14 protein-coding genes are annotated in these 14,164 nt (G+C 72.5%); 3 read left to right on the top strand and 11 right to left on the bottom strand.

The window, feature by feature from the left end; translation table 11 throughout:
* Positions 1 to 93: 93 nt before the first annotated feature.
* Genes carB through pyrR form a run of 5 tightly spaced genes read right to left on the bottom strand, consistent with a single transcriptional unit; the run spans position 94 to position 7,384 of the window.
* Entirely contained in the window at positions 94 to 3,441 is a 3,348-nt protein-coding gene (gene carB, locus MicB006_RS26970; RefSeq protein WP_073827687.1) for a carbamoyl-phosphate synthase large subunit, read from the bottom strand.
* Positions 3,434 to 4,606 (bottom strand): glutamine-hydrolyzing carbamoyl-phosphate synthase small subunit, encoded by a 1,173-nt coding sequence (gene carA, locus MicB006_RS26965; RefSeq protein WP_116509897.1) that lies wholly within the window; start codon positions 4,604 to 4,606, stop codon positions 3,434 to 3,436. The genes carB and carA overlap by 8 nt, the downstream gene beginning before the upstream one ends.
* Positions 4,603 to 5,880, bottom strand: a complete 1,278-nt coding sequence (locus MicB006_RS26960) for a dihydroorotase (protein WP_116509895.1) — start codon at positions 5,878 to 5,880, stop codon at positions 4,603 to 4,605. The genes carA and MicB006_RS26960 overlap by 4 nt, the downstream gene beginning before the upstream one ends.
* Positions 5,877 to 6,803, bottom strand: coding sequence for an aspartate carbamoyltransferase catalytic subunit (locus MicB006_RS26955; protein WP_073827684.1), 927 nt, complete (start codon positions 6,801 to 6,803; stop codon positions 5,877 to 5,879). The genes MicB006_RS26960 and MicB006_RS26955 overlap by 4 nt, the downstream gene beginning before the upstream one ends.
* The gene (gene pyrR / locus MicB006_RS26950; protein WP_116509893.1) at positions 6,800 to 7,384 is read right to left on the bottom strand and encodes a bifunctional pyr operon transcriptional regulator/uracil phosphoribosyltransferase PyrR; all 585 of its coding nucleotides are present in this window, start codon (positions 7,382 to 7,384) and stop codon (positions 6,800 to 6,802) included. Before pyrR ends, MicB006_RS26955 begins: the two co-directional genes overlap by 4 nt.
* Positions 7,385 to 7,671: 287 nt before the next feature.
* On the opposite strand from pyrR, the gene MicB006_RS26945 reads away from it, so the two are divergent.
* Positions 7,672 to 8,160 (top strand): transcriptional regulator, encoded by a 489-nt coding sequence (locus MicB006_RS26945; protein ID WP_013285505.1) that lies wholly within the window; start codon positions 7,672 to 7,674, stop codon positions 8,158 to 8,160.
* 70 nt (positions 8,161 to 8,230) lie between these two features.
* Here the strand turns inward: MicB006_RS26945 and nusB are convergent, their stop codons facing one another.
* From nusB to aroB, 4 genes are all read right to left on the bottom strand, one after another.
* The gene (nusB, locus tag MicB006_RS26940; protein WP_174534511.1) at positions 8,231 to 8,641 is read right to left on the bottom strand and encodes a transcription antitermination factor NusB; all 411 of its coding nucleotides are present in this window, start codon (positions 8,639 to 8,641) and stop codon (positions 8,231 to 8,233) included.
* A gap of 23 nt (positions 8,642 to 8,664) precedes the next feature.
* Entirely contained in the window at positions 8,665 to 9,222 is a 558-nt protein-coding gene (gene efp, locus MicB006_RS26935; protein WP_073827682.1) for an elongation factor P, read from the bottom strand.
* Between the two features lie 86 nt (positions 9,223 to 9,308).
* Entirely contained in the window at positions 9,309 to 9,749 is a 441-nt protein-coding gene (gene aroQ, locus MicB006_RS26930; RefSeq protein WP_030502505.1) for a type II 3-dehydroquinate dehydratase, read from the bottom strand.
* Entirely contained in the window at positions 9,746 to 10,822 is a 1,077-nt protein-coding gene (aroB, locus tag MicB006_RS26925) for a 3-dehydroquinate synthase (protein ID WP_116509891.1), read from the bottom strand. Before aroB ends, aroQ begins: the two co-directional genes overlap by 4 nt.
* 92 nt (positions 10,823 to 10,914) lie before the next feature.
* On the opposite strand from aroB, the gene MicB006_RS26920 reads away from it, so the two are divergent.
* Entirely contained in the window at positions 10,915 to 11,457 is a 543-nt protein-coding gene (locus MicB006_RS26920; protein ID WP_116509889.1) for a DUF2243 domain-containing protein, read from the top strand.
* On the top strand, positions 11,454 to 12,242 hold the full coding sequence (locus MicB006_RS26915) for a cytochrome c oxidase assembly protein (RefSeq protein ID WP_116509887.1): 789 nt from the start codon (positions 11,454 to 11,456) through the stop codon (positions 12,240 to 12,242). The genes MicB006_RS26920 and MicB006_RS26915 overlap by 4 nt, the downstream gene beginning before the upstream one ends.
* Positions 12,243 to 12,470: 228 nt before the next feature.
* Here MicB006_RS26915 and MicB006_RS26910 read toward each other — a convergent pair whose 3' ends face one another.
* A complete protein-coding gene (locus tag MicB006_RS26910; RefSeq protein WP_116509885.1) occupies positions 12,471 to 12,980 on the bottom strand; it encodes a shikimate kinase in 510 nt (169 codons plus the stop codon).
* A complete protein-coding gene (aroC, locus tag MicB006_RS26905; protein ID WP_116511856.1) occupies positions 12,977 to 14,155 on the bottom strand; it encodes a chorismate synthase in 1,179 nt (392 codons plus the stop codon). The genes MicB006_RS26910 and aroC overlap by 4 nt, the downstream gene beginning before the upstream one ends.
* Between the last annotated feature and the right edge of the window lie 9 nt (positions 14,156 to 14,164).

Raw genomic sequence — 14,164 nt, 5'->3', positions numbered from 1 at the left:
CCCCGACCCCCGGCCCGGTGATCATGAGGTTGGCGGCGAAGTGGATCTCCGATTCCGCCGCCAACCTCATGATCGGCGCGTGGAGGCGCGCTGTCACTCGCCCGCCCGGAGGGCGGCGTGCAGGTCCTGCAGCGGGCGGACCTTCAGGTCGCCCCGGATGCGGGCCTCGATGCCCATGACCGCGGCGGCCGCGCCGGGCACAGTGGTCACGCACGGGATGTCCACGCTCACCGCCGCGCTGCGGATCTCGTACCCGTCCGAGCGGGCGCTCGCGCCGGAGCCCTGCGGCGTGTTCACCACCAGCGCCACGTCCCCGCCGAGGATCAGCGAGACCGCGTCCGCGCCCTCACCCGACTCGTAGTGCTTGCGGATCTGCTCGCAGGCGATGCCGTGCCGGCGCAGCACCTCGGCCGTGCCGGTGGTGGCCACGATCTCGAAGCCCAGGTCGGCCAGGCGCTTGATCGGGAAGATCATGCCGCGCTTGTCCCGGTTGGCGACCGAGACGAAGATCTTCCCGGCGGTGGGCAGCGACCCGTACGCGGCGGCCTGGGACTTGGCGAACGCCTGCCCGAAGCCGGTGTCGATGCCCATCACCTCGCCGGTGGACTTCATCTCCGGGCCGAGCAGCACGTCGATGCCCTTGCCGGAGGGGGTGCGGAACCGCTTGAACGGCAGCACCGCCTCCTTGACCGCGATCGGCGCGTCGGCCGGCATGGTGCCGCCGTCACCGGTGGGCGGAAGCATCCCCTCGGCACGTAGCTGCGCGATGGTGGCGCCGAGCGCGATCCGGGCCGCCGCCTTGGCCAGCGGCACCGCCGTGGCCTTGGAGACGAACGGCACGGTACGGGAGGCACGCGGGTTGGCCTCCAGCACGTAGAGCATGTCGCCCTGCAGCGCGTACTGGACGTTGAGCAGGCCGCGCACCCCGACGCCGCGGGCGATCTCCTCGGTGTAGCGGCGCACCTGGGCCAGGTGGGAGCCGGCCAGGGTGATCGGCGGCAGCGCGCACGACGAGTCGCCGGAGTGGATGCCGGCCTCCTCGATGTGCTCCATCACACCGCCCAGGTAGACGTCGCCCTCGGCGTCCACCAGCGCGTCCACGTCGATCTCGATGGCGTCGTCCAGGAACCGGTCCACCAGCACCGGGCGGTCCGGCGAGATGGCGGTGGCCCGGCCGATGTAGTCGCGCAGCGTGGCGTCGTCGTACACGATCTCCATGCCCCGCCCGCCGAGCACGTACGAGGGGCGGACCAGGACCGGGTACCCGATCTCGTCGGCGATCGCCTTCGCCTCGTCGTACGACGTGGCCATGCCGTGCGCCGGCGCGCGCAGCCCGGCCCGGGACAGCACCGCGCCGAACGCGCCGCGCTCCTCGGCCAGGTGGATCGACTCCGGGGAGGTCCCGACGATCGGCACCCCGGCGTTCTTGAGCCGCTGGGCCAGGCCGAGCGGCGTCTGCCCGCCGAGCTGGACGATCACCCCGATGACGCCGGGCCCGCCGGCGGCCTTGCCGGAGGAGTCCTCGGCGTGCCAGACCTCCAGCACGTCCTCGAACGTCAGCGGCTCGAAGTAGAGCCGGTCGGCGGTGTCGTAGTCGGTGGAGACGGTCTCCGGGTTGCAATTGACCATGACGGTCTCGTAGTCGACGGCCCGGAGCGCCTGGACCGCGTGCACGCACGAGTAGTCGAACTCGATGCCCTGACCGATCCGGTTCGGCCCGGAGCCCAGGATGAGCACCTTCGGCCGCGCCGAGGGCGCCACCTCGGTCTCCGAGTCGTAGGTCGAGTAGTGGTACGGCGTGGTCGCCTCGAACTCGGCCGCGCAGGTGTCCACAGTCTTGTAGACCGGCCGGACGCCGAGCCGGTGGCGCAGCGTGCGTACGCCGTCCTCGGCGGCCAGCTCGGGACGCAGCGCGGCGAGCTGCCGGTCGGACAGGCCGGCGCGCTTGGCCCGGCGCAGCAGGCCGGCGTCGAGCACCGGCGCGTCGACGATCTCGGCGCGCAGCTCGACCAGCGAGGCGATCTGGTCCAGGAACCACGGGTCCATGCCGCCGGACGCCTCGGACACCTCGGCGATCGACGCGCCCAGGCGCAGCGCCCGCTCGACGGTGTAGAGCCGGCCGTCGTGCGGCGTCCGCAGCGCCGCGAGGGTGTTCTCCTTCGTGGCGCCGTCGGGGTCCGGAGTGGTCCAGAAACCGGATGCCTTGGTCTCCATCGAGCGCATCGCCTTGTTCAGCGCCTCGGTGAAGTTGCGGCCCAGGCTCATCGCCTCGCCCACCGACTTCATGGTGGTGGTCAGCTCCGGGTCGGCGCCGGGGAACTTCTCGAACGCGAACCGGGGGATCTTCACCACCACGTAGTCGAGCGTCGGCTCGAACGCGGCCGGCGTCTTGAGCGTGATGTCGTTCGGGATCTCGTCCAGCGTGTAGCCGATGGCGAGCTTCGCGGCGATCTTCGCGATCGGGAAACCGGTCGCCTTCGACGCCAGCGCCGAGGAACGCGACACCCGGGGATTCATCTCGATCACGACGATCCGGCCGTCGGCCGGGTTGACCGCGAACTGGATGTTGCAGCCGCCGGTGTCCACCCCGACCTCGCGCAGCACCGCGATGCCGAGGTCACGCAGCCGCTGGTACTCCCGGTCGGTGAGCGTCATCGACGGCGCGACGGTGACGCTGTCGCCGGTGTGCACGCCCATCGGGTCGACGTTCTCGATCGAGCAGACCACCACCACGTTGTCGTGGCGGTCGCGCATCAGTTCGAGCTCGTACTCCTTCCAGCCGAGCACGCTCTCCTCGATGAGCACCTCGTGCACCGGGCTGGCCGCCAGGCCCGAACCGGCGATGCGCTCCAGGTCCTCGTCGGTGTGCGCCATGCCGGAACCGAGGCCGCCCATGGTGAACGACGGCCGGATGACCACCGGCAGGCCCAGGTCGGCGACCGTCTCGCGGACCTCGTCCATCGAGTGGCAGACCCGCGAACGCGGCACCAGCGCGGAGGGATCCGCCAGGCCCAGCCGTACGCCGGCCTTCGCGACGATCTCCTTGAACAGCTGCCGGTCCTCGCCCCGGTTGATCGCCTCGATGTTCGCGCCGATCAGCTCGACGCCGTACTTCTCCAGCACACCCGCCTCGTGCAGCGCGACAGCGGTGTTCAGCGCGGTCTGCCCGCCGAGCGTCGGCAGCAGCGCGTCGGGACGCTCCTTGGCGATGACCAGCTCGACGAACTCCGGGGTGATCGGCTCGACGTACGTGGCGTCGGCGAACTCCGGGTCCGTCATGATCGTCGCCGGGTTGGAGTTGACCAGGCTGACCCGGATCCCCTCGCTGCGCAGCACCCGGCAGGCCTGGGTGCCGGAGTAGTCGAACTCGCAGGCCTGTCCGATCACGATCGGCCCGGAGCCGATCACCATGACGTGCTTGAGGTCGGTCCGCTTAGGCATTCCTGCCGCCTTCACTCTGCTGCCGGTCGAAGCCACGGCCTTCGATCAACTCGGCGAAACGGTCGAAGAGGTAGTCCGCGTCGTGCGGGCCGGCCGCCGCCTCCGGGTGGTACTGGACGGTGAAAGCGGGGACGTCAATAGCCCGCAGCCCCTCGACCACGTTGTCATTGAGGCAGACGTGTGACACCTGGACACCGCCGAACTCGGTCTGGATCACCTGATCCGGCACCACGGCGCCGTCCCCGGTGCCCGGCACCTGCACCGCGAAACCGTGGTTGTGGCTGGTCACCTCGACCTTGCCGGTGGCCCGGTCGAGCACCGGCTGGTTGATGCCGCGGTGGCCGTACCCGAGCTTGTAGGTGCCGAAGCCGAGCGCCCGGCCGAGGATCTGGCTGCCGAAGCAGATGCCGAACAGCGGGATCCGCCGGGCCAGCACCTCCCGGGCCAGCGCCACCGGGCCGTCGGCGGTCGAAGGGTCGCCCGGGCCGGGCGAGAAGAAGACCGCGTCCGCGCCGGTGGCGAGCAGGTCCTCGATCGTCGACCCGGCGGGAAGCACGTGGGTGGTGACGCCGCGGGCGGCGAGCCGGCGCGGCACGTTGCGCTTGATGCCCAGGTCCACGGCGGCCACCGTGAACCGGTGCTCGCCCTGCGCCTCGACGACGTACGGCTTGGCGGTGGTCACCTCGTCGGACAGGTTCGCGCCGACCATCTGCGGCGAGCGGCGCACCCGCTCCAGCAGGGCGGCCGGGTCGTCCTCGACGCTGGAGATGCCGACCCGCATCGCGCCGCGCTCGCGCAGGTGCCGGGTCAGCGCCCGGGTGTCCACGCCGCTGATGCCGACCACGCCCTCGGCGGCGAGCCGGTCCTCCAGCCCGCCGTCGGCCCGCCAGTTGGAGCTGATCCGGGCCGGGTCGCGCACCACGTACCCGGCCACCCAGATCCGGTCGGACTCGTCGTCCTCGCCGTTGACGCCGGTGTTGCCGATGTGCGGCGCGGTCTGCACCACCACCTGCCGGTGGTAGGAGGGGTCGGTGAGCGTCTCCTGGTAGCCGGTCATGCCGGTGTTGAAGACCGCCTCGCCGAAGGTCTCCCCGACGCTGCCGTACGCCTCGCCGTGGAACGTGCGCCCGTCCTCCAGGACGAGAATCGCAGGACGTCTCTTCACTTGACAGCCTTTCCGTCCAGAACCGTCGGCTCGCCGCGCAGGAAGGTCGCCACGATGCGACCCGGCAGCGTCATGCGGGCGTACGGGGTGTTGCGACTGCGGCTGGCCATCTCCGCCGGCTCGATGAGGCGGCGGGCGGCCGGGTCGACCAGGGTCAGGTTGGCCGGCACGCCGGGCGCCGGGTCGAGGCCGTGCCCGGCCAGCCCGGCGATGCGGGCCGGCGTGCGGGACATCCGCTCGGCGATCAGGTCCCAGCGGGGGCCGAACACGTCGAGCGCGATGGACAGCGCCGTCTCCAGACCGAGCATGCCCGGCCGGGCGTACGCCCACTCGCACTCCTTGTCCTCCACAGCGTGCGGCGCGTGGTCGGTGGCGATGATGTCGATCACGCCCTCGGCCAGCGCCTCCCGCAGCGCGGCGATGTCGGCGGCGGTGCGCAGCGGCGGGTTGACCTTGAAGACCGGGTCGTAGCTCTCCGCCTTGGCGTCGGTCAGCAGCAGGTGGTGCGGGGTCACCTCGGCGGTGACCCGTACCCCGCGCGCCTTGGCCTGGCGCAGCACCTCGACGCTGCCGGCGGTGGAGACGTGGCAGACGTGCAGGCGGCTGCCGACGTGCTCGGCCAGCAGCACGTCCCGGGCGATGATCGCCTCCTCGGCGACGGCCGGCCAGCCGGTCAGGCCGAGGCGGGTGGACACCTCGCCCTCGTGCATCTGCGCGCCCTCGGTGAGCCGTGGCTCCTCGGCGTGCTGGGCGATCACGCCGTCGAACGCCTTGACGTACTCCAGCGCCCGGCGCATGAGCCGCGGGTCGGCCACGCAGTGCCCGTCGTCGGAGAAGATCCGCACCCCGGCGGCCGAGTCGGCCATCGCGCCCAGCTCGGCCAGGCGCTCGCCGGCCAGCCCGATGGTGACCGCGCCGATCGGCTGCACGTCGACCAGGCCGGCCTCCCGGCCGAGCCGCCACACCTGCTCGACCACGCCCGCGGTGTCGGCGACCGGCGAGGTGTTCGCCATCGCGCACACAGCTGTGTAGCCGCCGAGCGCCGCGGCCCGGGAGCCGGACTCGACGGTCTCGGCGTCCTCCCGGCCGGGCTCGCGCAGGTGGGTGTGCAGGTCGACCAGGCCCGGCAGCGCGACCAGGCCGGTCGCGTCGATGACTGTGGCGTCGTCGGCGGCGAGGCCACCGCCGACGGCGGCCACCACGCCGTCGCGGATGAGCAGGTCGGTCGGCTCGCCGCCGACCACACTGACGTTGGTGATGAGGTACGCGGTCACCGGTTGTTCCCTCCGAGCAGCAGGTAGAGCACGGCCATCCGCACGGAGACCCCGTTGGCGACCTGTTCGACGATGGTGGAGCGGGGCGAGTCGGCCACCTCGGGCGTGATCTCCATCCCCCGGTTCATCGGCCCGGGGTGCATGACGATCGCGTGCTCGGGCAGCCGGCGCATGCGCGGCCCGTCGAGCCCGTAGCGGCGGGCGTACTCGCGGGCCGACGGGAAGTAGGAGTCACCCATTCGTTCCCGCTGCACCCGCAGCATCATCACCACGTCCACATCTGGGAGAACGGCGTCGAGGTCGTAACAGACGTCGGTGCCGGGGGCCAGGGCGGCGGCGATGTCGACCGGGATGAGCGTGGGCGGGCCGATCAGGGTGACCTTCGCGCCGAGCGTGGACAGCAGCAGCACGTTGGAGCGGGCCACCCGGGAGTGCAGCACGTCGCCGACGATCGCCACGTGCAGGCCGTCGAGCCGGCCCAGCCGGGACCGCATCGTGTACGCGTCGAGCAGCGCCTGGGTGGGGTGCTCGTGGGTGCCGTCACCGGCGTTGACGACCGACCCGTCCACCCACTCGGCGAGCCGGTGCGGCGCGCCGGAGGCGGGGTGCCGGACGACCACCGCGTCCGCGCCCATCGCCTGGAGCGTCAGCGCGGTGTCCTTCAGGCTCTCCCCCTTGGTCACGCTGGAGCCCTTGGCAGAGAAGTTGATCACGTCGGCGCTGAGCCGCTTCGCGGCCGCCTCGAACGAGATCCGGGTCCGGGTGGAGTCCTCGTAGAAGAGGTTGACCACGGTGCGCCCGCGCAGCGCGGGCAGCTTCTTGACCTCACGCCCGGCCACCGTCGCCATCTCCGCGGCGGTGTCCAGGACCAGGGTGGCGGTGGCGGCGTCCAGGTCGGCGCCGGAGAGCAGGTGCCGGATCATGCGGGAGAGCCTCCGTACAGCCGTACCTCGTCCGTGCCGTCGGTCTCGGCGAGGGTGACCTTCACGTTCTCGGCCAGCGCGGTGGGGATGTTCTTGCCGACGTAGTCGGCGCGGATCGGGAGCTGACGGTGACCGCGGTCGACCAGGACGGCGAGTTGCACCGAGGCCGGGCGGCCGACGTCGCTGAGCGCGTCGAGCGCGGCCCGTACGGTGCGGCCGGAGAACAGCACGTCGTCGACGAGGATCACCCGCTTGCCGTCGATCCCGCCGGACGGCAGGTCGGTCGGCCCGACCGCGCGGGTGGCGTGCCGGCGCAGGTCGTCGCGGTAGAGCGTGATGTCGAGCACGCCGACCGGGACGGTCACGTCCTCGAAGGTGCTGATCCGGTCCGCGAGGCGCCGGGACAGCGGCACACCCCGGGTGGGGATGCCGAGCAGCACGGTGTCGGCGGCGCCCTGGGTCTTCTCCAGGATCTGGTGGGCGATGCGGTCGACCACCCGCGAGACGTCGGCAGCGGCGAGGATCACCTTCACCGAGGGTTGTCGCGGCGGTGACGAATGGGCAGCCGGTGGGTAGGCCACGGCGGACCTCCTTCCCCGCCTCACGGGACGGGTCGTTAAAGGACGTCTGGGTCGGCTCCGGGGGCCCGCGCGGGGCCCGGACCGGGGCTTCACGCCACGTTACCAGCGGTCACCGGGCCGCCCGCCGCCGGTCCTGACCTGCTGGTCAGCCCGGAGAAATGCGGACAAGCCACACGAGCGCCCCGGACCCGGTGGACACCACCACTTGACCACGTGTCGCAATCCCCGTACCGTCACGCTCCGTAGCGATAGCTGGGAGAACCCCGAGCAGCACTGGGAGTGTCCGAATGCCCTCTGAATACGCCAAGTCGCTGGGCGCCCGCCTGCGCTCCATCCGCCAGCAGCAGGGTCTGTCCCTGCAGGGGGTGGAGGAGAAGTCGAACGGGCGGTGGAAGGCCGTGGTGGTCGGCTCGTACGAGCGCGGCGACCGCGCCGTCACCGTGTCCCGCCTGGCGGAACTGGCCGACTTCTACCGTGTTCCCGTCTCGGAGCTGCTGCCCGACGGCAGCGGGGTGCGTCACGAGCCCACCAGCAAGATCGTGCTGGACCTGGAGCGGCTCTACGACGAGGCCTCCGAGGACCTGGCCTACGTCGCCCGCTACGCGCGCGCCATCCAGCAGCAGCGCGGCGACTACAACGGCCGGGTGCTCTCCATCCGCGCCGACGACCTGCGCGCCCTCGCGATCGTCTACGACGCCTCACCGTCGGGGCTGATCGAGCGGCTGACCGAGCACGGTGTGCTGGTTGCCGACCCCCGGGCGTTCTTCGCGTCCTGACATCCCGTACGAGAAGGGCCCGTGCCGTCCGGCACGGGCCCTTTCGTCGTCGCGGCGCGGAGCGCGGGGCTCAGCGGGAGGCGTACTCGGCGATCCGGCCGAGGATGCCGTTGAGGAACCGGGGCGAGTCGTCCGTCGACATCTGCCGGGCCAGCTCCACCGCCTCGCTGATCGCCACCGCGTCGTCGATCTCGTCGACGTAGAGCAACTCGTACACGGCGATGCGGGCCAGGTTGCGGTCGACCACCGGCATCCGGTCCAGCGTCCACCCCTCGGCGTAGCTGGCGATCGTCTCGTCGATCCGGTCGAGGTGCGCCGCCACGCCCTCGACCAGCCCGACCGCGTAGCCGAGGTGGTCAGGGCGCGGCTGCTCGATCCGCTCCAGGTAGCCGGCGAGCACCTCGACCGGCGGGCGGTCCCGCAGGTCGGCCTCGAAGAGCACGTCCAGCGCCCGCTTGCGCGCCTTGCGACGCGCCGGCATCTGCTGCTTGGGGCCCTCAGCCATCAGGCTCGGCCGAGGTAACGGCCGTCGCGGGTGTCGACCTTGATCTTCTCACCGGTGGTGATGAACAGCGGCACCTGCACTGTGGCGCCGGTCTCGACGGTGGCCGGCTTGTTGCCGCCGGTCGACCGGTCGCCCTGCAGGCCCGGCTCGGTGTAGGTGACCTCGAGCACGACCGAGGTCGGCAGCTCGATGTACAGCGGCACGCTCTCGTGGGTGGCGACAGTCGCCTCGGCCTCGGGGAGGAGGTAGTTGGCGGCCTCGCCGACGGTGGCGCCGGGGACGGTGATCTGGTCGAACGTCTCCAGATCCATGAAGACGTAGTCCTCGCCGTCGGCGTACAGGTACTGCATGGTGCGCTTGTCCACGGTCGCGGTCTCGACCTTGGTGCCCGCGTTGAAGGTCTTGTCGACCACCTTGCCGGACAGCACGTTCTTCAGCGTGGTGCGCACGAAGGCACCACCCTTACCGGGCTTGACGTGCTGGAACTCGACGACGGCCCACAGCTCGCCGTCCAGGTTGAGTACCAGGCCGTTCTTCAGGTCGTTGGTGGTGGCCATTTCCTGCCTTGATCATCAATTGGCGGACAGACCGTCCAAGTCTACTCGCCCTGTCGAATCGGACTCGCGCCGCGGAACGGGCCGGCTCAGGCGCCCGCGGCGAGCCGGGCGGCCAGGTGGTGCAGGGCCAGCCGGTAGCCGTCCACGCCCAGCCCGCAGATCACCCCGGTCGCCACCGCCGAGATCACCGAGTGGCGCCGGAACTCCTCCCGGGCGTGGATGTTGGAGATGTGCACCTCGACCAGCGGACCACGCAGCATGGCGCAGGCGTCCCGCACCGCGACCGAGTAGTGCGTCCAGGCCGCCGGGTTGAGCACCACAGCCGCTTCCTCGTCGGCCGCCGCGTGCAGCCAGGCCAGCATCTCGTGCTCGGCGTCGGTCTGCCGGACCACCACGTCCAGCCCCAGCTCCCGGCCGTGCCGCTCGCAGTCGGCCACCAGCTGCGCGTAGCTGGTCACCCCGTACACGTCGACCTGGCGGGTGCCGAGCCGGCCCAGGTTCGGCCCGTTCAGCACGTACACCCTCACGAGCTGACCTCCTCGTACGCGGCGGCCAGCAGGTCGTCCGGCGGGGCCTCCAGGATCGCCGGGCGGGCGAGGCCGTCGAGCACCACGAAGCGCAACCGGCTACCCCGGGCCTTCTTGTCCACCCGCATCGCCGCCAGCAGCTCCGGCCAGGCGTCGGCCCGGTAGCCGGTGGGCAGGTCGAGCGCGGTCAGCACGCGGCGGTGCCGCTCGGCGTCGGCCGCGTCGAGGCGGCCGGCGAGCCGGGCCAGCGTGGCCGCGTAGACCAGGCCCACCGACACCGCGTGGCCGTGCCGCCAGCGGTAGCCCTCCACCTTCTCGATCGCGTGCGCGAGCGTGTGCCCGTAGTTGAGCACCTCGCGTACCCCGGACTCGCGCAGGTCCCCGGCGACCACGGCGGCCTTCACGCGGACCGCGCGCTCGACCAGTTCCCGCAGCACCGGCCCGGCCGGGTCCAGCGCGGCGGCCGGGTCCCGCTCGACCAGGTCGAGGATCACCGGGTCGGCGATGAACCCGCACTTGACCACCTCGGCCATGCCGGCGGCCAGGTCGGCCGCGGGCAGGCTGTCCAGCGTCGCCAGGTCGGCCAGCACGCCGGCCGGCGGGTGGAACGCGCCGACCAGGTTCTTGCCGGCGGCCGTGTTGATGCCGGTCTTGCCGCCCACCGCCGCGTCGACCATGCCGAGCAGCGACGTGGCGACCGGCACCCAGCGCACGCCGCGCAGCCAGGTAGCGGCGACGAAACCGGCCAGGTCGGTGACCGCGCCGCCGCCCACCCCGACCACCGCGTCGGTACGGGTGAACCCGGCGTCGCCGAGCCGGTCCCAGCAGGCCGCCGCCACGTCGACGTGCTTGCCCGCCTCGGCGTCCGGCACCTCGATCAGCAGCGGCGTCACCCCGCCCTCGCGGACCGCGTCGGCGAGCCGGTCGGCGAGCGCCTTGAGTGGCGGCGCGTGCAGGAAGGCCACCCGCTCGGCGCCCGGCAGCAGCCGGGGCGGCGGGCCCAGCAGGTCACGTCCCACCAGCACGTCGTACGGCCGCTCGCCGCCGACCGGGATCCGGGTCACCTCGTCCATCGCGGGCAGCCTAGTGCAGGACGGCGCCCTCGCGGGGCCACTGTCCACTCCCTGGGTGTTTGACCGGTCGCGCACCGGGTAGGGCGGCCGGAATGAGCGAGACGACGGCACACGCGACCCGACCGGAGTCCGCGACGAGCATCCGGCTGCCCGCCACGATCCTCGGCGTCGGGCTGGGCGGCTTCGTCGACGGCATCGTCCTGCACCAGGTCCTCCAGTGGCACCACCTGCTCAGCAGCACCGGCAGCGACCGGGTCGGCATCCGCGAGTACCCGGTGGACACCGTGCCCGGGTTGCAGATGAACACGCTCTGGGACGGCCTGTTCCACGTGGTCACCTGGGTGGCGGTGCTGACCGGCCTGGCTCTGCTCTACTCCCGGGTGACCCACTCGCGGGGCCGGCTGTGGCGCTCGCCGATGCTGTGGGGCTGGGCGCTGATCGGCTGGGGCCTGTTCAACCTGGTCGAGGGCGTCATCGACCACCACCTGCTCGGCATCCACCACGTCCGCAGCGGCCCGAACCAGCTCTGGTGGGACCTCGGGTTCCTCGCCCTCGGCGTGGTGCTGATCGCTGTGGGCTGGGCGATCCAGCGCCGGGCCCGGGCGGTCGACCTCTGCGCGCCGGAGCGCCGGTGAGCCTGGCTCACGCCGGGCACGTCGACGGTGGCTTCCCGGCGACCGCGCTGGTCCCGGCGGCACTGTTCTGGGCGTACCTGGCCGCCGCGCTGCGGCTGCGTGACCCGGGCGGGCCGGGCTGGCCGCACGCCCGGACGGCGAGCTTCGGGCTGGGCGCGCTGCTGCTGGCGGCGGGGCTGCTGTGGCCCGCCGGCGACTTCGTCGGGCACATGTGGCAGCACCTGCTGATCGGCATGCTGGCGCCGCTGGCGCTGGTGCTCGGCGCGCCGGTCACGCTGCTGCTGCGCACGCTGGACCGGCGTACCGGCCGGGCCCTGGTCCACCTGCTGCGGCATCCCGTCGCGCGGGTGCTCGGCCACCCGGTGACCGGCCTGCTGCTGACCGCGGGCGGACTCTGGCTGCTCTACCTCACCCCGCTGTACCGGGCCACGCTGGACAGCCCGGCCCTGCACACGCTGGTGAACGCGCACTTCCTGCTCAGCGGCTGCCTGTTCGCCTGGTCGATCGCCGGACCGGACCCGGGCCCGCACCGTCCGCGCGTACCGGTGCGGCTGGTGGTGATCGGGTTCGGGGTGGCCGCGCACGCCACCATCGCCCAACTGCTCTACGCCGGGCTGTTCGTGGACGTGCCGGCGACCGCCGCCGAGCTGCGGGCCGGGGCCACGCTCATGTACTACCTCGGCGACCTGGCCGAGATCGCGCTGGCGCTCGCGCTGCTCGCCACCTGGCGACCGGAGCGGAGCCCTCGACGCCGGGCGGCCGGGGCCGTTGCGGCCAACGCCTGACCGTCCACCTTGCGCCGGCACGCCTTCTCACCCGCCCATGAAGTTCCACCCACCGACGTCATCCACGCCGACTGGAACACCACGGGTGCCAAAACGCCGAGGAGACACCCACGGCGTTCCACCCACCGGCGTCATGCACGCCGAGTGGAACGCCACGGGTGCCAAAACGCTCGGGAGACACCCACGGCGTTCCACCGAGGGAGCCGGACACGGCGGGGCGGGCGGTTGTCAGGGCTTGAGCAGCGCGGCGATCTCCGCAGCCAGCTCTTCCGGGGTACGCCCGTCCGTCACCACGGTCGCGGTCGCCACCTCGGCGTAGAGCGGGCGGCGCTGGTCCATCAGGTGCTTGAGCGTGGCGCGCGGGTTCAGCGCGAGCAGCGGCCGCCCGGCGCCCAGACCGATCCGCTTGACCGCGTCCGGCAGCTCCACCGACAGGTGCACCACGGTGTGGCCGATCAGCGCGGCCCGGTTCTCCTCGGCCAGGACCGCGCCGCCGCCGAGCGCGAGCACGCCCGCGTGCGACGCGAGCGCCGCCGCCACGGCGGCCCGTTCGAGGGTACGGAAGTGCTCCTCCCCCTCGTCCACGAAGATCTCCGGGATGGGCTTGCCGGCGAGGTTCTCGATGTCGGCGTCGGTGTCCCGGAAGTCGACGCCGAGCGCCTCGGCGAGCGCCGTGCCGACAGTGGTCTTGCCGGAGCCGGGCGCACCGACCAGCACGCAGACCGGCCGGGTGCTCACTTGATCACCAGGCTGTCGAGGTAACCGGTCAGGTTGCGGCGCATCTCGGCGACCGAGTCGCCGCCGAACTTCTCCACCGCCGCCTCGGCCAGCACCAGCGCCACCATCGCCTCGGCCACCACCGCCGCCGCCGGCACCGCGCACACGTCGGAGCGCTGGTTGATCGCGGTCGCCGGCTCGCCGGTGGTCACGTCGATCGTCGCGAGGGCCCGGTTCAGCGAGGAGATGGGCTTCATGGCCGCCTTCACCCGCAGCGGCTCCCCCGTGGTGATGCCGCCCTCCAGGCCACCGGCCCGGTCGGTGATCCGCCGCACGCCGGTGGCGGTGGGCACGATCTCGTCGTGCGCCTCCGAGCCGCGCGATCGGGCCTGCTGCCAGCCGTCGCCGATCTCCACGCCCTTGATCGCCTGGATCGACATGAGCGCGGTGGCGAGGCGGGCGTCGAGCTTGCGGTCCCACTGCACGTGGCTGCCCAGTCCCGGCGGCACCCCGTACGCGAGCACCTCGACCACGCCGCCGAGCGTGTCGGCGGCCTTCTTCGCGGCGTCGACCTCGGCGACCATCCGGGCGCTGGCCTCGGCGTCGAGGCAGCGCAGCGGGTCGGCGTCGATGCGCGCGGCGTCCTCCGGCGTGGGCCGCAGGCCCGGCTTGGCCGCCACCGGGCCCAGCTCGACCACGTGGGAGACGATCTCGATGCCGAGTGCCTGACGCACGAGCGCCTTGGCGACGGTGCCCACCGCGACCCGGGCGGCGGTCTCCCGGGCGCTGGCGCGCTCCAGGATCGGCCGGGCGTCGGTGTGGCCGTACTTCTGCATGCCGGCCAGGTCGGCGTGACCCGGGCGGGGACGGGTCAGCGGCGCGTTGCGGGCCTGGCTCGCCAGCTCCTCCGGGTCGACCGGGTCGGCGGCCATCACGGTGCGCCACTTGGGCCACTCGGAGTTCCCGACCCGGATCGCCACCGGGCTGCCGAGCGTCACCCCGTGCCGGAGCCCGCCGATGATCTCGATCTCGTCCTGCTCGAACGCCATCCGGGCGCCCCGGCCGTAGCCGAGCCGGCGCCGGGCCAGTTCGCCGGAGATCTCCCCGGTGGTCACCTCGATGCCGGCGGGTACGCCCTCCAGCATCGCGACGAGGGCGGGTCCGTGCGATTCACCTGCAGTCAGCCAGCGCAACACGACGGTCAG

This window comes from Micromonospora sp. B006, from assembly GCF_003408515.1.
GTDB classification, from domain to species: Bacteria; Actinomycetota; Actinomycetes; order Mycobacteriales; family Micromonosporaceae; genus Micromonospora; species Micromonospora echinospora_A.
Note: the sequence above shows the minus strand (reverse complement) of the source record. Positions and strands in the feature narration are given on the sequence as shown.

Excerpts from the sequence above, each read along its gene's own strand:
- carB (WP_073827687.1), bottom strand. The coding sequence starts at position 3,441 with ATGCCTAAGCGGACCGACCTCAAGCACGTCATGGTGATCGGCTCCGGG.
- MicB006_RS26955 (WP_073827684.1), bottom strand. The coding sequence starts at position 6,803 with ATGATCCGGCACCTGCTCTCCGGCGCCGACCTGGACGCCGCCACCGCC.
- MicB006_RS26945 (WP_013285505.1), top strand. The coding sequence starts at position 7,672 with ATGCCCTCTGAATACGCCAAGTCGCTGGGCGCCCGCCTGCGCTCCATC.
- nusB (WP_174534511.1), bottom strand. The coding sequence starts at position 8,641 with ATGCCGGCGCGTCGCAAGGCGCGCAAGCGGGCGCTGGACGTGCTCTTC.
- efp (WP_073827682.1), bottom strand. The coding sequence starts at position 9,222 with ATGGCCACCACCAACGACCTGAAGAACGGCCTGGTACTCAACCTGGAC.
- aroB (WP_116509891.1), bottom strand. The coding sequence starts at position 10,822 with ATGGACGAGGTGACCCGGATCCCGGTCGGCGGCGAGCGGCCGTACGAC.
- MicB006_RS26920 (WP_116509889.1), top strand. The coding sequence starts at position 10,915 with ATGAGCGAGACGACGGCACACGCGACCCGACCGGAGTCCGCGACGAGC.